Source organism: Mesorhizobium kowhaii (assembly GCF_003253745.1).
GTDB lineage: Bacteria > Pseudomonadota > Alphaproteobacteria > Rhizobiales > Rhizobiaceae > Mesorhizobium > Mesorhizobium kowhaii.
In genome coordinates this window covers 186,567-206,620 of record NZ_MZXV01000056.1, presented here as the reverse complement: position 1 = coordinate 206,620, position 20,054 = coordinate 186,567, and the positions used below count along the sequence as shown (strand labels likewise).

The window sequence follows — 20,054 nt, the reverse complement described above, 5'->3', positions numbered from 1 at the left end:
GCCGGAAGCAGCATGCCTCCGGCCGTTGATTGATATTGAAGCGCGCGGATTACTCGGCGGGAACGACGTCTGCCGGCAGGCTGTCGTCGGCGGTGCCCGCCAGTGCCCTGGCCAGCTTGGCTTCATCGAGTTCGCCTTCCCAGCGTGCCACCACCAGCGTGGCGACGGCGTTGCCGACGAAGTTGGTCAGCGCCCGGCACTCCGACATGAAGCGGTCGACGCCGAGGATCAGCGCCATGCCGGCGACCGGCACCGAGGGAACGACCGACAGCGTGGCAGCAAGGGTGATGAACCCGGCTCCGGTGATGCCGGCGGCGCCCTTCGAGGAAAGCATCGCAACGAGCAGCAGCAGGATCTGGTCACCGATCGACAGGTGGATGTTGGTCGCCTGCGCGATGAACAGCGCCGCCAGCGTCATGTAGATGTTGGTGCCGTCGAGGTTGAAGGAATAGCCGGTCGGGATGACCAGACCGACCACCGAGCGCTTGGCGCCGGCCTTCTCCATCTTTTCCATCAGCGAGGGCAGGGCGGCTTCCGACGAGGACGTACCCAGCACCAGCAGCAGCTCTTCCTTGATGTAGCGGATCAAGGAGAGGATGGAGAAACCATTGTAGCGGCAGACGGCACCCAGCACGACGAACACGAACAGCAGCGACGTCACATAGAAGGTGCCGACCAGCATGGCGAGGTTGATGACGGCGCCGATGCCGTATTTGCCGATGGTGAACGCCATGGCGCCGAAGGCACCGATCGGGGCAGCCTTCATCAGCACGCTGACCAGCTTGAAGACCGGCGCCGTCAGCGCCTGCAGGAAGTTGAGCACCGGCGTGCCCTTGTCGCCGACCAGCGCCAGCGCGATGCCGAACAGCACCGAGAAGAACAGCACCTGCAGGATGTCACCGTCGGCGAAGGCGCCGACGATCGTCGACGGGATGATGTTCATCAGGAAGCCGGTGACCGACTGGTCATGCGCCTTGGCGGCATAGGTGTTCACGGTCGAGGCGTCGAGCGTTGCCGGGTCGATGTTGAAGCCCGCACCCGGCTGCACGACATTGGCCACGACAAGGCCGATGATCAGCGCCAGCGTCGAGAAGGTAAGGAAGTAGAGCATCGCCTTGCCGGCGACACGCCCGACCTTCTGCAGGTCGCTCATGCCGGCGATGCCGGTCGCCACGGTCAGGAAGATGACCGGGGCGATGATCATCTTGACCAGCTTGATGAAGGCGTCGCCGAGCGGCTTCATGCTCTCGCCGATCGACGGATAGAAGTGACCGAGCAGGATGCCGACGGTGATCGCGACGAGCACCTGCACGTAGAGTTGGGCATAGAAAGGCTTGCGCTGCGCGGCAAGCGCGCCTGATTGGTCTGCGATGTGCATCGAACTCTCCCTGGCCGGATGGACGGAAATGCACCGCCCTGCGTGACTTCTCCCATCGCGGCGCTCCGGTCGCACGCCGCTGCAAGGACTTTTGCAAGCGCTGTGCCAGATCGCGGAAAGGCCGGAATCCCAGCATTTCGGCCTTTGTTCGAGGCCATGCGGCGAATGCCTGTGCGGATTTCCGCACAGGCAGCGTTTGCCTGGGCGGAATTTCGCATTACACTGGCCGCAAGGCCGCGAGGAAAAAAGGGAGAGGGCAGACGCTGCAAGCTGACATCGATAGGGGCTCCGCGGCCGGCCGTGAATTGCTGCGCGAGGCAATGGCCCGGCTGCGCGACGGCCGCTGGCGTGTCGTGGTCGTCGCTCTTGCGGTTCTGGCTGGCGCGATCGCCATCGCCGGGCGCATCGCCACCGGCCAGGCGGCCGACAATCTGCGCGACGGAGCACTTGCCGCTCTGCCGCTGGCGGCGGGAACCCTGACCGGCGAAATCGAAAAGCAGCGCCTGGTTCCACTGGTGCTGGCACGCGATGATGCCGTGCGCGGGGCGCTGCGCCGGGCCGGAACGATGGAAGAGGCGGCCCTCAACGACAAGCTCAGGGCGATTGCCGGCGATGCATCGGCGTCCGCCATCTATGTCATCGACACAGCCGGCATCGCGATTGCCGCCAGCAATGCCGGTGAGCCGACGAGCTTTGTCGGCATCGACTATAATTTTCGTCACTATTTCCAGGAGGCAATGGCCAAGGGTGCCGCTAGCCAATATGGCCTCGGTACGATCAGCGGCCGGCCGGGTCTTTACCTCGCGAGCCGCGTCGACGACGCCGCCAAGCCGCTTGGCGTTGCGGTGCTGAAGGTCGAGCTCGACCGCGTCGAGGCCAATTGGCGCTCCAGCGGCTTTCTTGTTTTCGTCACTGACGAACGCGGCGTGGTGCTGGCCACCAGTCAGCCCGAGTGGCGGTTTCGAGCCCTGGCGCCCCTGTCGGCGCAGGACGCCGCAATTGCCCACGAACAGCTTCAGCTGGCTGATGCCGGCTTCGAACCGCTGCCGCTGCGGCGTGGCGCTGGCGACGGCCTGGCGACGATCGACAGTTCTGGAAAGCCGCGCCAGTTCGTCGAAGTGGTGCAGGACCTGCCCGGTGCGGTACCCGGCTGGCGTCTGTGGCTGCTGACGCCCGCCGACGCTGCTCTGTCATCCGCCGCCAACACGGCGCGACTGACCACGCTGCTCGGGCTGCTGCTTATGGGCCTGCTTGCCTTCGTGCTCACCCGGCGCCGACGCGCCCGCCGGCTGAGGCAGGAAGCGCTGGCGCGCATGAACGCCGAACTGGAGAGCCGGGTCAGCACGCGAACGGCCGAGTTGACGCGTTCCAACACGGCCCTTGCGGGCGAAATCGCCGAGCGTGAGAATGCCGAAGCCAAGGTTCGCCGGCTGCGTGACGATCTCGCCCAGGCCAACCGGCTTTCCATCCTCGGCCAGATCGCCGCCGGCGTGGCGCACGAGATCAACCAGCCGGTCGCCGCCATCCGGACCTATGCCGAGAATGCCGGCCGCTTTCTCGACACCGGCAAGATCGAGCCGGTCAGCGGCAATCTGACGTCGATCGTGTCGATGACCGAGCGCATCGGCGCGATCACCAGCACCTTGCGCACCTTCGCCCGCCGGCCCGGCGTTGCCGCCTCGCCATTGCCGGTGCGCGAGGCGATCGACGGCGCGCTGTCGCTTCTGTCCGGCCGCATCCGCGATTCCGGCGTGACCATCGTCAAGCCGCGCGGCAGCGCGTCGCCGGTGGTCATGGCCAGCCGCATCCGGCTCGAGCAGATCCTCGTCAACCTGTTGCAAAACGCGCTGGACGCGATGAAGGACCAGCCAGATCCCCGCATCGAGATCGAGATTGCCGAGCGCGACGACCGGGTGCTGATTTCGGTGCGCGACAACGGCCCCGGCCTCGGTCCGGAGGCGGCCGGCAATCTGTTCATGCCGTTCCAGACCACCAAGGAGAAGGGGCTTGGCCTCGGGCTGGTGATCTCGCAGGAGATCGCCCAGGAATTGGGCGGCACGCTGCGGCTCGATCCCGGCAGCGCCGGCGGCGCATCCTTCACCATCGACTTGAGGCGAATTGAATGACAGAGGGATCAGGGCTGGTGGCGCTCGTCGACGACGATGCGGACCTGCTTCACGCCACCACGCAACTGCTCGAGCTTGCCGGCTTCACGGTTGTTGGGCTCGATGCCGCCGAGGCCGCGCTAGCCGTCGTCGACAGGAATTTCGAGGGCGTGGTCGTCAGCGACATCCGCATGCCGGGCGTGAACGGGCTGCAGCTGTTCGATCGCATCAAGGCGATCGACCCGGACATACCGGTGATCCTGGTCACCGGGCACGGCGACGTCGATCTCGCGGTGGCCGCGCTCAAGGACGGCGTCTACGATTTCATCCCAAAACCCTATGCCGGCGATCGCCTCGTCGAGGCACTGAGACGGGCGAGCGAGAAGCGGCGGCTGGTGATGGAGAACCGGCGGCTGCGCGAGGCCGCAACGCAGGCTGCCGACGGCCTGCCGTTGATCGGTGAAGCGCTGGCCATCCGGCGGCTGCGGGAGACGTTGCGCCAGATCGCCGACATGGATGTCGACGTGCTGGTGGAAGGGGAGACCGGAACCGGCAAGGAAGTGGTGGCCGACCTGCTGCACAGATGGGGCCGGCGGCGCGCAAAACCGTTCGTGGCGCTGAATTGCGGCGCCCTTCCGGAAACCGTCATAGAAAGCGAACTGTTCGGCCATGAGGTGGGCGCGTTCACCGGCGCGCAGCGGCGACGGATCGGCCGCATCGAGCATTCCAGCGGCGGCACGCTGTTCCTCGACGAGATCGAATCCATGCCGCCGGCCCTCCAGGTCAAGCTGCTGCGCGTGCTCGAAACGCGCAGCGTCACCCCGCTTGGCTCGAACGAGACCCGGCGCGTCGACCTCAGGGTCGTCGCGGCGACCAAGGTCGATCTCGGCCGGCAGGATCAGCGCGGCGATTTTCGCGAGGATCTCTATTTTCGCCTCAACGTGGTGACGCTGCGCATCCCGCCATTGCGCGAGCGGCGCGGCGACATCCCGATGCTGTTCGGGCACTTCCTCGGCAAGGCCGCGGAACGGTTCGGCCGGCCGGTCGCCGGGGTCAACGCAGCGGTCAGCGATCATCTCCAGTCGCATGCATGGCCGGGCAATGTGCGCGAGCTTGCGCATTTTGCCGATCGCGTCGCGCTCGGTCTCGGCCCGGACGACGAGACGAAAGCGGTTCCCGCGCACTTGCCGGAGCCGGCGGCCACACTGCCTGAACGGGTAGGCCACTACGAGGCGCAACTCATCCGCGATGCGCTGCGCGATCACGGCGGCGATGTGCGCAGCGCCATCGACGCGCTCGGCGTGCCGCGCAAGACCTTCTACGACAAGCTCAAGCGCTACGGCATTGCAGCGTCCGAGTTTCGCAATGGCGGCGATGCGGATCCGCACGCTGTTCGGGGCCAGATATAGACATTGCGCAAGCGCCGTGCCCCTCGTAACGCTGTGTTCGTATCCAGGCGCGCATTTTGGACAAAGTCATGAAAACGACCCTTGAAACGACGGCAAATCCCTTGCCGGAAGAACTCACCTTTCTCGCCGAACGGCTGACGGCGTTCAATGACAGTGATGTCGGCGCTTCCGAAAGGAAGGCCCTGGCTGTGTTCGTGCGCGGCGAGGATGGCGCGGTCGTCGCGGGCATCTCAGGCTACACGGCCTGGGGTTGGCTTTACGTGCAGTGGCTGTGGGTCGATGAAAGGCTGCGCGGCCAGCAGATGGCCGGCAACATGCTGGACGCGGCGGAGCAGGAAGCGGTGGCGCGCGGCTGTCGGAATGCCTGGATCGATACCTTCAATCCGAACGCCGCCAAGGTCTATCAGCGCCAGGGCTATCAGCCCTTCGGAACGCTTGCCGATTTCCCTGTCGGCCGCAGCCGAATCTTCCTGCGGAAGAACCTGTCGCCGGCTTGATCAGCCGGCAAGTTTTCCGCCGCGCATCGGTTGCGGTGCGCCGGTCGTGCTGGGGAAGCTGATCGGCAGGCCCCGCAGCACGCGAACCGCGAGGAAGGCAAAACACTCCGCCTCCACCGCGTCGCCGCTCCAGCCGAGGGTCTCGGCCTGCACCACCTCGACGCCGGCGCGGCTGGCGAGCATCGCCATCATCGTCGGGTTGTGGCGGCCACCGCCGCTGACCACAAGTTTTTCCGGCCGGCGTGGCAAAAGGTCGAGCGCCTTGCCGACGGCGGCGGCGGTGAAGGCGGTCAAAAGGGCTGCGCCATCCTCTGCGTTCAGGCCGTCCGCCATGGCGGCGCCGAAGTCGAAACGATCCAGCGATTTGGGATAGGGCTTGGCGAGATAAGGATGCTGCAACAGTTTGGCGAGCCGTGCCTCGTCGACCGTTCCCGCACGGCCGAGCGCGCCGTCGCGGTCCATTTCTCCCAGTCCCTTCGATTTGATGAAGTCGTTCAGCGGGGCGTTGGCCGGTCCGGTGTCGAAGGCGACGAAATTGTCGGCGCCATCCCACCATGTGACGTTGGCGACGCCGCCAAGGTTGAGCACCGCCATGTCGCCGCTGGCGCCGGCATTGCGCATCAGCGCGGCGTGGTAGGCGGCCGACAGCGGCGCGCCTTGCCCGCCGGCGCGCATGTCGGCCGAGCGGAAGTCGTAGGCGACCTTGGTGCCGAGGATGGCGTGCATCAACTCGCCGTCGCCGAGTTGCCGGGTCTGGCCGAGCCGTCCAACCTGCGGCGCGCGATGCAGCACGGTCTGGCCATGAAAGCCGACGACGCCGATGTCGGCCATCGTCATCCCATAGCCTTCGACCAGTTCCTTGACTGCCGCCGACTGGGCACGCGTCAGCGCCTCTTCCGCCTTGCGAAAGATCGCCGGCTCCGGCCCGGTGAAATTCCAGGCTCTTGCCTCCGTCAGCGTCTCTTCCAGCAGAGAGCGGATCGACGGGGGATAGGGCATCAGCCGATAGGTGCCGAAATCGTCGATGCGCTCGCCATCGGTCTTGATCAGCGCGACGTCGATATTGCCGTCAAGCACGGTGCCGGTCATCAGGCCGACGGCCCAGATTGGTTCCATGGTCACTTCCCTAATAGTCCCCGTTAACAAGGTCGCCGACCGCCTGCCGAAGCGAAACGATGCCGCTGTCGAAATGACGTGTCGGATGGATCCGGTTGGTGAGCAAGGTCCAGGCCTTGCCTCTGTCGAAGTCGATCCACAGTCCCGTGCCTGTAAAGCCGGTGTGGCCGATGGTTCGCGGGCTGCACAACGCCCCGCCGGACCAGCCCTCATAGGGGCGCTCCCAGCCATGGGTGCGGGTGGCGGACAAGGGCGTTCGCATCAGCGCGATCGAACGCTCGGACGCGCCGGTGCCATCCAATAGCCCTTGCGCGAAATCGAGGACAGAAGCGGCTGTTCCAAACAGGCCGGCATGTCCCGCACCTTGCAGCGCCGAGCAATTGTCGTCGTGGACCTCGCCGGACAGCACGCGATGGCGCCAGGTGCAGTCCTCGGTCGCGGCGGCAGCATCCGGTTCGGCGGAAAAAGCAAAGCCGGGGCCGGGATCCATGTCCCTGATGGACTTTCGCGACAGCCGCTCCAGCGCAAAGCCGAGTAGAATGAAGTTGATGTCGGAATAGACCGGGTCGCGGGCGCGCCATTCGCGCTGCAGGATGAAGGCGCGCAGCAGTTCGGGGTCGCGCCCATAGGTGTAGATTGGCTCGACAGCCGGAAACGGCGTCTGGTGGCCGAGACACTGGCGGAAGGTCACTTTCCGCTCCCAGGCCTCTGCGTCATACTGGCGAAGGTCCGGCAGGACCGAGATCAGCGGCGCATCGAGATCGATGGCACCGTCTTCCGCCAGCGCCAGGATGCGCGGCGTGGTGAAGATCACCTTGGTCAGGGACGCCAGGTCGAACCAGGTTTGGTCCTGCATGGGTCGCGGCTTCGGCACCAATTGCGCGGAGCCGACCGATCTGACGACGCGTTCGCCATTTTTATCGACAATGCCGAGCACGCCGCCGGGAATGCGCTTGGCGGCCACTGCGGCTTTCAGCGGTGCGAACGCGCGATCGAAGAGCTGGGCGAGGGCGCTCAATGCCAGGCTCCACGCGAAAGTTGGCGATCCTTCGCGCCCCCCTCTGTCCGGCAGGGCAGAGGGGGGTGCTGTCCGGCAGACCCTGAATATTTCCGGGCACAATCCATCACGCCTCCGCCCTCGCTCGATGATCAGGCCCAAACTGCTCCCATCTCGCCGGCGCCGGCTCAAACCCCTGCGGGCGCACCAGCGAGGGAACCTGGCGCGTGTCGAGTTCGAAATGTTCGTGGCGCCGGTCGATGGTCGGAACGGCGGCGATGAGCTTCTTCGTGTAGGAATGCTTCGGCTTCGACAGCACCGAGGTCGCGTCGCCGATCTCGACGATCTGGCCGGCATAGATGACGGCGATCCGGTGGGCGATCCGCTCGACGACAGCCATGTCGTGCGAGATGAACAGATAGGCGAGGCCAAACTCGCGCTGCAGGTCGACCAGCAGTTCCAGCACCTTGGCCTGGACCGAGACGTCGAGCGCGGACACCGCCTCATCCAGAACAACAACGGACGGGTTGAGCATCAGTGCGCGGGCGATGCACAGCCTTTGCCGCTGACCGCCTGAGAATTCGTGCGGATAGCGCTCCAGGCTGTTCTTTGGCAGGCCGACGCGCTCCAGCAGGCTCACCATCCTGGCCCGCGTTTCAGCCTTCACCCGGCCGCCGGTGGCGATCACCGGCTCGGCCAGAATGCTCTCGATGCTGAGCCTTGGATTGAGCGAGGCATAGGGATTCTGGAACACCATCTGCACGGGCAGGGCGCTCTGCTCGGCCGAAGCCTTTCGGACGCCGACCGAGAAGCTGCCGCGCGTCGACCGCACCAGCCCCAGCACGGCGCGCGCGGTGGTCGATTTGCCCGAACCGCTCTCGCCGACGATGGCCAGCGTCTCGCCGGGCATCAGGTCGAAATCGACGCCATCGACGGCATGCACCGCGCCCGTGGCGCGGCTGAAGAAGCTGCTTTTGAGGGGGAACCGCACCACGAGGCCGTCGACCTTCAAGGCCGGTTCAGTGCTTGCACCTTTATCACGCCGTCCGTCCGAACGCGTCGCGCTGCCATTGGCGAAATGCGGCACGGCGTGCAGCAGGTGCTGCGTATAGGGATGCTGCGGATTGTCGAGGATCTGGTTCAGCTCGCCTTGCTCCACGGCCTGCCCGTTCTGCATCACCATCACCTTGTCGGCGATGCCGGCAACCAGGCCGATGTCATGGGTGATGAAGATCATCGACATGCCGGTTTCCCGCTTCAGCTCGGCGAGCAGCGCCATGATCTGCGCCTGCACCGTCACGTCGAGTGCCGTCGTCGGTTCGTCGGCGATGAGCAGGCGCGGGTTGCAGGCCAGCGCAATGGCGATCATCACCCTTTGCAGCATGCCGCCGGACAGCTGGTTGGGCGTGTATTTTAGCCGCCGTGCCGCATCGGGAATGCGCACGCGGTCGAGCGCATCCCTGGCCGCCGCCGTGGCTTGCCGCCCGGTGAGGCCCCGGTGCAGCTGGAACGATTCCTCGATCTGCCGGCCGATGGTCAGCACCGGATTGAGCGAGGTCATCGGCTCCTGGAAGATCATGCCGATCTCGGCACCGCGAATGCCGGTCAGTTGCGGTTCGCTCGCGGTCATCAGATCGAAGAGGCTGCCGTCGGCCAGTTTCAGCTTTATGGCGCCACCGGTGATGCGGCCGCCGCCAAAATCGATAAGGCGGTTGATCGACAATGCGGTAACGGATTTGCCGGAGCCGCTCTCGCCGACAATGGCCAGCGTCTCGCCGTCGGCGAGGTCGAAGCTGACGCCGCGCACCACCTCATTGGCTTGCGGATTGCGGCCGAAGCCGACGCGCAGGTCCGATACGGACAGCAACGGGGTCATGCCGGCGCCCTCCGCATCCTGGGGTCGAGGATGTCGCGCAAGGCGTCCCCAAGCAGGTTGAAGCCGAGGATGCTGATCATGATCGCCAACCCGGGGAAGATCATCAGCCACGGCGCTGTCTCCATCAAATTGCGGCTGTCGCTCAGCATCAGGCCGAGCGAGGCGGCGGGCGGCTGCGTACCGAGGCCCAGAAAGCTCAAGCCGGCTTCCGTCAACAGCGCCCAGGCCAGGGCCAGTGTCACCTGTACGGTCAACGGAGCCACCAGGTTGAGCAGCAGGTGGCGAGTGACGATGTAGCTCGAACTGCTGCCGAAAGTGCGCGCGGCGTCGACGAATTCGCGCGCCTTGAGCGAAAGAGCGGGGCCGCGCACAACGCGGGTAAAGATCGGCGTGTAGACGATGCCGATGGCAACGACGCTGGTCCATGTGCCAGGCCCGGCAACGGTGACGATGAGCAGCGCCAACAGGATCGCCGGGAAGGCCAGCAGCACATCCATGATCCGCATCAGCACGCCGTCCCAGCGGCGGCCGAGCCAGGCGGCGGCGAGCCCCAGAACGGTGCCGGCAAGCGTCGCGAAGGCGACCGAGAAGAAGGCAACCGTGAAGGATTGACCGACGCCCGCCATCAGCCGGCTGGCCACGTCGCGACCGAACAGGTCGGTGCCCATCCAGTAGGCGCCGTTGGGCGCATGCAGCCGGTCGACCCGGTATTGCGTGATGGGATTGTGCGGCGTCAGCCCCAGCATGCCGAGGATGGCGACCAACAGATAGACGCCGACGATGATGCCGCCGATGCGGCCGCTGCCGTGGCCGAAGATGGCGCGCAGGATGCGCATCATTGCTCTCCCAGCCGGATGCGCGGATCGAGCGCGACATAGGCGAGGTCGACCAGGAGGTTGACGATCATGAAGTTGAAGGCGATGAACAGCACGCTTCCTTGCACCAGCGCGTAGTCGCGCTGCTGGATCGCGTCCAGCACCATGCGGCCGAGACCGGGCAGCGCGTAGATCTGCTCGACGATGACGGCGCCGCCAAGCAGATAGCCGAACTCGATACCGCTCAAGGTGACGACCGGGATCAGCGCATTGGGCAGCGCGTGCCGCCAGATGACGCTGCGCGCCGAGGCGCCTTTGCTGCGCGCGGTCCGGACATAGTCGTCGCTCAATACGTCGAGCATGGCCGAGCGCGATATGCGGGTGACCGAGGCGGCGAAGGCAAAGCCAAGCGTGATGGCAGGCAGGATCAGCTGGCTGAGATTGCGCAGAGGATCCTGCCAGAGCGGCGCGAACTCGCCCATCGCCGGCAGCACGCCGAAGCCGGCCGACAGCGTGTAGATGATCAGCAGGCCAAGCACGAAGCTCGGTGTCGACTGGCCGATCATGGCGACGATGCGCACCCCGAGATCGGACAGTTTCTCATTGTGCGTGGCGGCAAAGATCCCGGCAGGCATGCCAACCGCAAGCGCGATGATCATCGACAGGATGGCCAGTTCGAGCGTCAGCGGGAAGCGCTCGAGGATGACGTCGAGCACCGGCCTGCCATAGGTGACCGAGATGCCGAGATTGCCGTGCAGGATGCCGCCTATCCAGCGCCAGTACTGGACGAACCAGGGCTGGTCGATGCCGAAATAGGCGGCGAGCGAGTCACGCTGCGCCGGCGTCAGCAGGCCGGCCTCGGTGCCCAGCATAGCCGTGATCGAATCGCCCGGCACCATCCGGATCGCAACGAAGACCAGAATAGACACGCCAAGCAGGACGAGAGGAAACGTCGCCAGTCGTCGCATCAGATAATTCACGCGAAGAAGTCCTCTCGTCCAAGGCCGGCGGCTACTGCTGGATTGTCACCTTGCTGAGGCTGAACAGCGTGCCCGTCGGCGTCGGTACGAACCCGGCGATGTTCTTCTGCTGCGCCGTATAGCTGTACGAGGTGTAGAGCCAGATCCACGGCGATATTTCGGCGAGGTGCTTCTCGAACTCGGCGAAGATCGCCTTGCGCGCCGCCGGATCGGTCTCGGCGCGGCCCTTCTGCATCTGGCTGTCGAGCGTGTCGTCGATATAGTTCGCAACCTTCTGCAAATTGCCTGATTTGGTCCAGTAGCGGTTGTACATGGTGTAGGGGTCGGCCCGGCCGCCGTTCAGCGCAATCGCCATGTCGAAGTCGCCCTTCAGCCAGGCGTCGACATAGACGTTAAGCTCCATCATCTTGATGTCGAGCTTGACGCCGATCTCGGCCAGCTGTGACTGGATGACCTGGGCTTCCGCCGCCGCCGTCGGCGGCTCGCCGGTGGCGCCGATCACGGTCGCCGAAAAGCCATCGGCATAGCCGGCCTCGGACATCAGCTTCTTGGCCTTCTCGACGTCGCGCTTGTAGCAGAACAGCTGGCTGGGGTCGGTCGCCAGAGCCGGGATGGTCAGCGGTCCGGTGACCTTGCCTTCGCCGAGCGAAGCGGTGTCGAGCACTTCCTGCCGGTCGATAGCGCAGGAGATGGCCTGGCGCACCTTGAGCTCGGTCATCGGCTTGCGCGACGGATTGAGCTGCAGCACGTGATAGGCGAGCACCGGCACCCGGTTCAGTTGCAGGCTGGCCTCCTTCGGCACCAGCGTGGCGACCAGCGGGTCGTTGAGCAGCGCGAAATCGATCTGCTTGGTGCGCATGGCGGCCAGGATTGCGGCTTCGTCGGGAAGCACGCTGATCTCGATGCCGTCGACACCGGTCGCGCCGCCGGCCCAATCCTTGTTGGCGCTGAGCACTTCCTTGGCATTGGGGTCCCATTTGTCGAGCTTGAACGGGCCCGAGCCGACCGCCTTGGTGCCGATCGAGCCGGCCTTGATCTCGCTTGCCGGAACAATGGCCGCGTTGACGTCGCTCATCGCCGTCAGGATCGGCACGTCGGGTTGCGACAGATGGAAGACGACAGTGGCCGCATCGGGCGTGTCGATGCTGGCGATCGACAGGAAATTGGCGCGGGCGGCCGCGCCCGTCTTCTCGTCGAGGATACGCTCGAACGACGCCTTGACGTCGGCCGGGGTCACAGCCGTGCCGTCCTGGAACTTGGCCTTGGGATCGAGCTTGAAGGTCAGCTCCTTGCCGTCCTTGGAGAATTCCCAGGAGGTGGCGATGGCGGGAATGATCTGCAGGCTGGCGTCGACCCGCACCAGCGGCTCATAGATCAACTCCAGCAGCCGCAGCGACGAAAAGGCCGTCTGCTTGTGCGGGTCGAGCCCGGTGGCGTCCTGCGACCAGGCCATATGCAGCGTTGCTGCATTCGCCTGCGTTGAAACCGCGGCTACGCCGAGCATCGCCGCCAACATGATGCCCGACAGCAGCTTTCTTGTGAGGTGAACCATTCTCGTCTCCCATTATGATTGAACTCGATGCCTTGCAGTTCTGCGGACCGCTTCCAAGACACACATGCTTTGGAGTATCGGCCCAGTCTATGCGGCTTCACGCCGTCTTGTCCCATGCGGCTTCATCCCGTCTTGTCTCATGCGGCTTTGCCGTCATGTCCATGCGGCTCATGCCGTCGTGTCGCTGATCGCCTTTCGCAGGAATCCTCCAGCCTTGCCGAGAGCCGCTCGCGCCTCTTCGACGCCCATGCCGGTGATCGTCACCAGGATCGCCAGCTTCACATCATTGCTGGTCTGGGCGAGCGCTTGTTTGGCCTGCTGCGCCGCGCAGCCGGTGGTCTGCATGACGATCCTGGTCGCCCTGGCGACCAGCTTCTTGTTGGACGGGTTAAGGTCGACCATCAGGTTCTGGTAGCTCTTGCCGATGCGGATCATGCTGGCGGTGGTCAGCATGTTGAGCACCAGTTTTTGCGCGGTTCCCGACTTCAGCCGGGTCGAGCCGGTGAGCACTTCCGGGCCGACAACCGGCGAGATGGCAATGTCGGCGATGCCGGCAATGGTTGAGGCCGGATTGCAGGACAGCGCGACCGTCGTTGCGCCCACCTGCTTGGCATAGTTCAATCCGCCGATGACATAGGGCGTGCGTCCGCTGACGGCGATGCCGACCACCACGTCGTCTGATGTGAGCCCGATCTCCTGCAATGCCTTGGCGCCCATTGTGGGATCGTCCTCGGCGCCCTCCGTCGATCGCACCAGGGCGTCAGGACCGCCGGCGATCAGGCCGACGACCATGCCTTCGGGGACGCCGAAGGTCGGCGGGCATTCCGAAGCGTCGAGAACGCCAAGCCTGCCGCTGGTGCCGGCGCCCATGTAGATCAGGCGTGCGCCTTTTTGGAAGGCAAGCACGATACGGTCCACTGCAGCGGCGATTTCCGGAACGACCTTTTCGACCGCCGCTGGAACAGCCTTGTCTTCATCATTGATCTTGCGCAGCACGTCGATGGTCGGCAGCAGGTCGATGTCCATCGTCCTAGGGTTGCGGCCCTCGGAAATCAGCCGGTCCAGCTCGGACATCAACCCTTGTTCGGTCATCCCAGTGCTTCCAAATCATGCTGCACGGCCGGCGTCGAGCGTAGCTCCTTGACCGGCACCAGCGCACACGGACGATGGGTCCGTTGTCGCTACCTGTTTTCTTTCGTTAACTTTTTAGAATTTAATATTCGCACCGTCAACAGGAATGTGGAATATATTATTCCTATCCGGACAGAGCGCTATCGCCCGCCGCAGGACCGTTTGGCGAGGATGATCGCTCCTGAGACGGCGTCGCCATCAGCGGGCTTCAGGCGGCGCCTTACATCGGGTGAAAGCCATGGCTCGAGCGGGCTCGAGAGACCGCCCAGCAAGGTCACGCGCGGCGCGCCTTGTTCGAACAGCACCCGCACCAGCGTGTCGATCTGCTCGGCCGCACTTTGCACGATGCGCCGGCCGACCGGATCGCCCTGGTCGGCGTGGCGCATCACCATCGGCGCCAGCGCCGCATAGTCCGTGGCGCTGGCGCGGTCCATCCAGGCAACCGCTTCCATAGGGTCGCCCTCGAAGCGCTGCATCACCTCGGCCAGCAGCGCCGACCGCTCGTGCCGGCCGTCATGGGCGCGCAACGCCAGCTGCACGGCTTTCAGCCCAAGATCGGCGCCGCTGCCTTCATCTGAGATCGGAAAACCGTAACCGCCGACACGCAGGTCGCGGCCGTCGACAAAGCCGAGGCCGATCGAGCCCGTGCCGGCAATGACGATGGCGCCGTCCTGACCGGAATGCGCGCCAAGGCAGGCCCCGACGCCATCACTGACGAAATCGATGCTGGCAAAGGGATGCACGATCGCCCGCAACGCCTCCAGCGCGCCCTTGCGGCCGATGCCGGCAAGGCCAATGCCGGCGCGAATTCTGGCTGTTTCGGCTGGTCCGAAGCCTGTCTCTTCGATCGCCGCGCCAAAAGCTTTCGCAATCGAGGCCCAGGCCGCATCGATGCCGAGCCGCGTTGTCGCCGGGCCCGACAGGCCCTGTCCCAGCACGTTTCCCTGGGCGTCCTCGATGCGGGCGCGACATCCGGTCCCGCCGCCGTCGACGCCGAGAAAATAATCCGCGCCGCTGTTCATGCGCTCAGCCGCTCGATGTCGGCGCCGCACAGGCGCAGCTTGCGGTCCAGTTGCTCATAGCCGCGGTCGAGGTGATAGACCCGGTTGATGGTCGCCTCGCCCTCGCACACCAGCGCCGCCAGCACCAGCGACACCGAAGCGCGCAGGTCGGTGGCCATCACCGGTGCGCCATGCAGCATCGCGCCACCACGCACCAGCGCAGTGGTGCCCTGCAGCTTGATATTTGCGCCGAGCCGCATCAGTTCGGGAACATGCATGAAGCGGTTCTCGAAGATCGTTTCACGCAGCAGTGACGCACCCTCGGCGCAACACATCAGCGCCATGAACTGCGCCTGGAGATCGGTCGGAAACCCCGGATAGGGTTCCGTCGTGACGTCGACAGCCTTCAACGGCCGGTCGCGTGACACGATGAGCCCGCGGTCGCCCGGCCAGACGCTGACGCCGGTTGCCTCCAGCAATTGCACCACCGAGGCCATATGCTCGAGCCGGGCATGCGTCAGTTCCAACTGGCCGCCGGTGATGGCAGCGGCGATGGCATAGGTGCCGGCCTCGATCCGGTCCGGGATGATGTCGTGCCTGGCAGCATGCCACGTCGTGCCGCCGGCAATCAGGATGCGGTGCGTGCCGGCACCCTCGATGCGCGCGCCCATGGCGTTGAGGCAAGCGGCGAGGTCCGCCACTTCGGGTTCGCGCGCCGCGTTGAGGATCTCGGTTTCGCCCTTTGCCGTGGTCGCCGCCATCATCGCGGTTTCCGTCGCTCCGACCGATGGCGAGCTCAAGACGATGCGCGTGCCGGTCAGCCCGTTCGGCACTGATGCGACGATCGAGCCGTTTTCGATGGTGATCCGGGCGCCCAGGGCGGCGAGTGCCGCGACATGCATGTCGACCGGCCGCGCGCCGATCGCACAGCCGCCTGGCAGCGAAACCCGCGCATGGCCGAACCGGGCCAGCAGCGGCGCCAGGACGAGCACCGTCGCCCGCATCTTTCGCACCGTGTCGTAGGACGTCTCCTTGGAGACGGCGGCACTGGTGTCGATCGTCGCGGCATGGGCCGACCGCGTCACTTCGGCGCCGTGCAGCCGCACCACGCCGAGCATGTTCTCGACGTCGGTGACATCAGGCAGGTTGGTCAGTTCGAGCGGGTAGGGGCTGAGCAGGGCCGCCGCGATCTGCGGCAGGGCGGCGTTCTTGGCGCCGGATATGGTGACCGCGCCTTCCAGTCTTTGTCCGCCGACGATCCGCAATCTGTCCATGCGCCGAAACCTTGTGCGAGGAGAGCCGGGCCACCGTTTCGCTCCGGAGTCCTTCTCCGAATCCCGGATTTGGCTTGGGTCCAGGTTGAGAATTAATTCTGCGTTCTTGGCTGTCAATCGAAATTGGAATAATTTATTCCTTCGTGGCGAGCCGTCTGCCGGCTATGCGCTTGCCGGCCTGAGAAGCGCGAGGGAATCCCGTGTCCGTTCTGAACAGGATCAATGCGAAGCTCGACGGCATGGCGCCCGGCGATCGTGAGATCGGCCGGTACATCGTCGACAATCCCGACCAGATGCTGCGTCTGTCGTCGGCCGCACTTGCGGCCGAGATCGGACGCAGCCAGTCGAGTGTCGTCAAGTTCAGCCAGAAGCTTGGCTATGCCAGCTACCAGGAGCTCAAGCTTGCCGTCAGCGAGGCCAAGGCGCAGGAATGGCAGGTACCGGCCGGCGTGATCCACGGTTCGATCGAGGTTGGCGACAGCTACCAGGTCATTCTGAAAAAGCTGATCGGCAGCAAGCTTCTGTCGATACAGCGGACCGTCGCCGCCAACAGCGAGCGGATCATCTCCAGGACGCTGGAACTGCTCGATGTTGCGCGCCGCATCCATCTGGTCGGTGTCGGCGCTTCCTCGCTGGTGGCGCGCGATTTCTCCTACAAGCTGATGAAGCTCGGCCGCAATGTCCTGCATGACAGCGACAGCCACATCCAGATGGCCAATGTCTCGACGCTCGGGCCGGGTGACGTGCTGTTTGCACTCTCCTATTCCGGCGCCAGCATCGAAACCTTGCGCATCGCCGAGCTTGCCAGCAAGCGCGGCACGACGGTGATCGCCGTCACCGGCCTGCACGACAATCCGCTGAGCCGGGTCGCCGACATCTGTCTCTACACCATCGCCGACGAGGAGCGTGCGCGCTCGTCCTCGATCACCGCGCGCGACGCGCAGCTGACGCTGACCGACCTTTTGTTCATCCTGCTGGTGCAAAAGCAGCCCGACGCCAACGAGTATGTCCATAACAGCGAAGTGGCGGTCTCGGTCCTGAAGGCCGAGCGGTCTTCGTAGTTTCCTCAGGACGGAGGGGCAGTCCCGCCGTCATCTTGAATTGAGCCTACCTCTCCCACGACCTGCCAGAGGCTTGCACGTGCGGTTTTTGGTATCCACATCCACCTGACACCAAAATCGCAGCAAAGGCTTTTCTTGCCTCTTGTCGCCGAAGGCGCGACGTTGCGAAACACCGGAGGAAAAAAATCATGACATCCGATGTGGCCGTCATTGCAGGTGCGGGCGCTGGCCTGAGCGCCTCGCTTGCGCGTCTTCTCACGAGAGAGGGCTTCCGTGTGGTTCTGGCCGCCCGCAACGTCGAGAAGCTGCGCGCCCTGGTCGACGAGACCGGCGCACTGGCCGTCGAGACGGACGTCGCCGATCCAGCCTCCGTCGCAAATTTGTTCGACGCCGCCGATAAGGCCGGTCCGCTTGCAGTTGCGGTGTTCAATGCCAGCGGGCGCACGCGCGGCCCGATCGCCGATCTCGATCCCGATGCGGTCAGGCAGGCGCTGCTGGTCGGCGCTTATGGCGGCTTCCTGGTCGGCCAGCAGGCGGCTCGGCGGCTGCTGGCGCGGGGCTCGGGATCGATCCTGTTCACCGGTGCCACCGCCAGCCTCAAGGGGTTTTCCGGCTCGGCCGGCTTTGCCATGCCGAAATTCGGCCTGCGCGGACTGGCGCAATCCATGGCCCGCGAGCTTGCGCCCAAAAACATCCATGTCGCGCATTTCATCATTGACGGTCAGATCGAGCCGCCCGGACAGGCAGCCGATCCCGACAGGCCGGACCACCGCCTGTCGCCAGACGCGATCGCCGAGGCCTATCTCGCGGTCCATCGTCAGCACCGGAGCGCCTGGAGCTTCGAAGTCGAGCTCAGACCGTGGGTCGAGGCGTTCTGACAATCCAACCGATTGCCCAAGTAGGAAGTAACGGACCTATTCGCTACTCGTTAGGAAGTTCGCGTATTTCTCGACGCTACGTTACACGTCGTACGTTGCTTGCGGCCGGAAGCGGCGGGTTGCTGATCTCGCAAGCTTGGGCGGCCAGCACTGCGGGACAGCAGGCGGAGACCCCCCAAGCCGTCGCGCGCAGGATTGCCGGAAAGATCTCCGCCACATGTGTTCCGCTCTCGAAACTGGCGATCGCGGAGGCTCAGTCCGGCGGCAGCTTGGCCGGCACGAGCCCTTGCCCGTCGCTGTCGGTCGGGTCTTCGTAGCTAGTTTGGCCACCACGCAAGCGCGATAGCTGTCGCCACGGCAGCGACAGCAAAAACGGCGACGATCGCGACAAGGCGGAGGCGTTGCGCTGACCTCTTGCGGCGAGGCGGGGATGCTGGTGCATAGGCACTGTAAATGCGCCGACCATCTTCCTCGAAGCGGTCGCTATTTGGATAAACCTTCCTGGGTTTCGGTCGCGGTCGAAGTATCCCCATCGGCTGCATAATAGGAACTTGTTTGGCCAGGTCTAGCGTCCAGCGTCTAAACGCTTTCCAGGTAGGTCTCGATCTCGAAATCGCTGACATTGAGGGCGAACGTGTTCAGTTCCTGGCGTTTGCAGGCGATGAAGGAGTCGCGCAGGATCGTCGGAAAGATCTCGGCCACATGTGTCCCGCTCTCGAAACTGGCGATCGCGGAAGCCCAGTCCGGCGGTAGCTTGGCCGGCACAAGCCCTTGCCCGTCGCTGCCGGTCGGGTCGCCGGGCGATAACTGTCTTTCAATGCCGATCAGCGCTGCGCCCAATATGGCGGCAAGCACCAGATAGGGATTGGCATCCGCTCCCGAAACGCGATGCTCGATGCGACGCGCGCCGGTCGGGCCACCGGGAATGCGGATCGCGACCATGCGGTTCTCGTAACCCCAGGCCACGGCGGTCGGCGCGTAGGACCTCGGACGCAGCCTGCGGTATGAATTGAAGTGCGGTGCGAACACCAGCGTGCTCTCGGCCATCGCCGCGAGAAGGCCGCCGACCGCATGGCGCATGATTTCCGAGCCTTGATCCGTGCCGTCGTCGAACACGTTGCGCCCCTCGGCGTCGATCAGGCTGAAGTGGACGTGAAAGCCGTTGCCGGCGCGGTCACCATAGGGCTTCGCCATGAAGCAGGCGGCGAAACCGTGCTTGCGGGCGATGCCCTTCACCGTGCGCTTGAACAACACGGCATCGTCAGCCGCCCGCAGAGCGTCGGCGACGTGGTTCAGATTGATCTCGAACTGGCCGACGCCATTTTCGGCAATGGCTGTGTCGACGGGAATGCCTTGCGTTCTGCAGGCTTCGTAGACGTCGTGGATGAAGGATTCGAAGTCGTCGATCTCATCGATCGACAGGGCGGCGTCGGAATCGAGCCGGCGCCCGGTGACCGGTGAGACCGGCCCGACCGGCCGCTGCGACTGTGGATCGACCAGATAGAATTCAAGTTCCGTCGCCGCGACCGGGGTCAATCCCAAGGCCTTGTAGCGATCGAGAATGCGGGCCAGCGCCCGCCGTGGATCGCCAAGATACGGCGCGCCGGTTTCGTCGGCGAGCCAGAGCGGGACAAGCGCCGTCGGATGCGCCGTCCAGGCCACCGGGAGAATGCCGCGCCCTGTCCATTGGCAAAGTCCGTCGGCGTCGCCTGTCGAGAAAACCAGCGTGTTGCCTTCGATGTCTTCGCCCCAGATGTCGAGCCCGATCAGGGAATAAGGCATGCGCAGCTTGCCTTCGAGCGCCTTGCGCGCCTGCTCGACCGGGATGCGCTTGCCGCGCATGACACCGTTGAGGTCGCACACAGCCGCCCTCAGGCTCTGGATGTCGTTCCTGCTTTCAAGCCAGTTCAAAACGTCCGCAATTGCATCGCTCAATTTCTAACCCCTGGTTTTTGAAGGTGCCGCAGCCTGATCGGCCGCACTG

General features: G+C 64.8%; 16 protein-coding genes. 5 read left to right on the top strand and 11 right to left on the bottom strand.

From position 1 onward, the window contains the following. Positions 1–49: 49 nt before the first annotated feature. Entirely contained in the window at positions 50–1,378 is a 1,329-nt protein-coding gene (locus B5V02_RS26460; protein WP_111546990.1) for a dicarboxylate/amino acid:cation symporter, read from the bottom strand. Between the two features lie 320 nt (positions 1,379–1,698). Here B5V02_RS26460 and B5V02_RS26455 point away from each other — a divergent pair, with 320 nt between their 5' ends. From B5V02_RS26455 to B5V02_RS26445, 3 genes are all read left to right on the top strand, one after another. Next, entirely contained in the window at positions 1,699–3,504 is a 1,806-nt protein-coding gene (locus tag B5V02_RS26455) for a sensor histidine kinase (RefSeq protein ID WP_111546989.1), read from the top strand. Then, positions 3,501–4,892 carry a sigma-54-dependent transcriptional regulator gene (locus B5V02_RS26450; RefSeq protein ID WP_111546988.1) on the top strand — a complete coding sequence of 464 codons (1,392 nt, stop codon included), beginning with the start codon at positions 3,501–3,503 and terminating at the stop codon, positions 4,890–4,892. The genes B5V02_RS26455 and B5V02_RS26450 overlap by 4 nt, the downstream gene beginning before the upstream one ends. 68 nt (positions 4,893–4,960) lie before the next feature. Beyond that, on the top strand, positions 4,961–5,389 hold the full coding sequence (locus B5V02_RS26445) for a GNAT family N-acetyltransferase (RefSeq protein WP_111546987.1): 429 nt from the start codon (positions 4,961–4,963) through the stop codon (positions 5,387–5,389). Here the strand turns inward: B5V02_RS26445 and B5V02_RS26440 are convergent, their stop codons facing one another. The 9 genes from B5V02_RS26440 to murA all read right to left on the bottom strand — a co-directional run bounded on the left by B5V02_RS26440 (position 5,390) and on the right by murA (position 16,131). Beyond that, entirely contained in the window at positions 5,390–6,505 is a 1,116-nt protein-coding gene (locus tag B5V02_RS26440) for an anhydro-N-acetylmuramic acid kinase (RefSeq protein WP_111546986.1), read from the bottom strand. It lies immediately after the preceding gene. A 10-nt stretch (positions 6,506–6,515) separates the two neighbouring features. Continuing rightward, positions 6,516–7,523, bottom strand: coding sequence for a serine hydrolase domain-containing protein (locus B5V02_RS26435; protein WP_111546985.1), 1,008 nt, complete (start codon positions 7,521–7,523; stop codon positions 6,516–6,518). Positions 7,524–7,629: 106 nt separating this feature from the next. Further along, positions 7,630–9,378: an ABC transporter ATP-binding protein gene (locus tag B5V02_RS26430; protein ID WP_111546984.1), complete on the bottom strand. Its 1,749-nt coding sequence runs from the start codon at positions 9,376–9,378 to the stop codon at positions 7,630–7,632. Continuing rightward, positions 9,375–10,214, bottom strand: a complete 840-nt coding sequence (locus B5V02_RS26425) for an ABC transporter permease (RefSeq protein ID WP_111547205.1) — start codon at positions 10,212–10,214, stop codon at positions 9,375–9,377. Before B5V02_RS26425 ends, B5V02_RS26430 begins: the two co-directional genes overlap by 4 nt. Next, a complete protein-coding gene (locus B5V02_RS26420; RefSeq protein ID WP_111546983.1) occupies positions 10,214–11,173 on the bottom strand; it encodes an ABC transporter permease in 960 nt (319 codons plus the stop codon). Before B5V02_RS26420 ends, B5V02_RS26425 begins: the two co-directional genes overlap by 1 nt. A 31-nt stretch (positions 11,174–11,204) precedes the next feature. After that, a complete protein-coding gene (locus tag B5V02_RS26415) occupies positions 11,205–12,725 on the bottom strand; it encodes an ABC transporter substrate-binding protein (RefSeq protein WP_111546982.1) in 1,521 nt (506 codons plus the stop codon). A 168-nt stretch (positions 12,726–12,893) separates the two neighbouring features. Then, positions 12,894–13,817 carry an N-acetylmuramic acid 6-phosphate etherase gene (murQ, locus tag B5V02_RS26410; RefSeq protein ID WP_111546981.1) on the bottom strand — a complete coding sequence of 308 codons (924 nt, stop codon included), beginning with the start codon at positions 13,815–13,817 and terminating at the stop codon, positions 12,894–12,896. Between the two features lie 179 nt (positions 13,818–13,996). Then, the gene (locus B5V02_RS26405; RefSeq protein WP_111546980.1) at positions 13,997–14,878 is read right to left on the bottom strand and encodes a glucosamine kinase nucleotide-binding domain-containing protein; all 882 of its coding nucleotides are present in this window, start codon (positions 14,876–14,878) and stop codon (positions 13,997–13,999) included. Then, positions 14,875–16,131 (bottom strand): UDP-N-acetylglucosamine 1-carboxyvinyltransferase, encoded by a 1,257-nt coding sequence (gene murA / locus B5V02_RS26400; RefSeq protein WP_111546979.1) that lies wholly within the window; start codon positions 16,129–16,131, stop codon positions 14,875–14,877. The genes B5V02_RS26405 and murA overlap by 4 nt, the downstream gene beginning before the upstream one ends. Before the next feature lie 200 nt (positions 16,132–16,331). Between murA and B5V02_RS26395 the strand changes: the two genes are divergently transcribed. After that, on the top strand, positions 16,332–17,192 hold the full coding sequence (locus tag B5V02_RS26395; protein WP_111546978.1) for a MurR/RpiR family transcriptional regulator: 861 nt from the start codon (positions 16,332–16,334) through the stop codon (positions 17,190–17,192). Positions 17,193–17,380: 188 nt separating this feature from the next. Beyond that, on the top strand, positions 17,381–18,070 hold the full coding sequence (locus B5V02_RS26390; RefSeq protein ID WP_111546977.1) for an SDR family NAD(P)-dependent oxidoreductase: 690 nt from the start codon (positions 17,381–17,383) through the stop codon (positions 18,068–18,070). 579 nt (positions 18,071–18,649) lie between these two features. On the opposite strand, the gene B5V02_RS26385 is transcribed toward B5V02_RS26390, so the two are convergent. Next, entirely contained in the window at positions 18,650–20,005 is a 1,356-nt protein-coding gene (locus tag B5V02_RS26385; protein WP_111546976.1) for a glutamine synthetase family protein, read from the bottom strand. Positions 20,006–20,054: the final 49 nt, after the last annotated feature.

Excerpts from the sequence above, each read along its gene's own strand:
- B5V02_RS26460 (WP_111546990.1), bottom strand. The coding sequence starts at position 1,378 with ATGCACATCGCAGACCAATCAGGCGCGCTTGCCGCGCAGCGCAAGCCT.
- B5V02_RS26455 (WP_111546989.1), top strand. The coding sequence starts at position 1,699 with ATGGCCCGGCTGCGCGACGGCCGCTGGCGTGTCGTGGTCGTCGCTCTT.
- B5V02_RS26450 (WP_111546988.1), top strand. The coding sequence starts at position 3,501 with ATGACAGAGGGATCAGGGCTGGTGGCGCTCGTCGACGACGATGCGGAC.
- B5V02_RS26445 (WP_111546987.1), top strand. The coding sequence starts at position 4,961 with ATGAAAACGACCCTTGAAACGACGGCAAATCCCTTGCCGGAAGAACTC.
- B5V02_RS26440 (WP_111546986.1), bottom strand. The coding sequence starts at position 6,505 with ATGGAACCAATCTGGGCCGTCGGCCTGATGACCGGCACCGTGCTTGAC.
- B5V02_RS26430 (WP_111546984.1), bottom strand. The coding sequence starts at position 9,378 with ATGACCCCGTTGCTGTCCGTATCGGACCTGCGCGTCGGCTTCGGCCGC.
- B5V02_RS26425 (WP_111547205.1), bottom strand. The coding sequence starts at position 10,214 with ATGCGCATCCTGCGCGCCATCTTCGGCCACGGCAGCGGCCGCATCGGC.
- B5V02_RS26415 (WP_111546982.1), bottom strand. The coding sequence starts at position 12,725 with ATGGTTCACCTCACAAGAAAGCTGCTGTCGGGCATCATGTTGGCGGCG.
- murQ (WP_111546981.1), bottom strand. The coding sequence starts at position 13,817 with ATGACCGAACAAGGGTTGATGTCCGAGCTGGACCGGCTGATTTCCGAG.
- B5V02_RS26405 (WP_111546980.1), bottom strand. The coding sequence starts at position 14,878 with ATGAACAGCGGCGCGGATTATTTTCTCGGCGTCGACGGCGGCGGGACC.
- murA (WP_111546979.1), bottom strand. The coding sequence starts at position 16,131 with ATGGACAGATTGCGGATCGTCGGCGGACAAAGACTGGAAGGCGCGGTC.
- B5V02_RS26390 (WP_111546977.1), top strand. The coding sequence starts at position 17,381 with ATGACATCCGATGTGGCCGTCATTGCAGGTGCGGGCGCTGGCCTGAGC.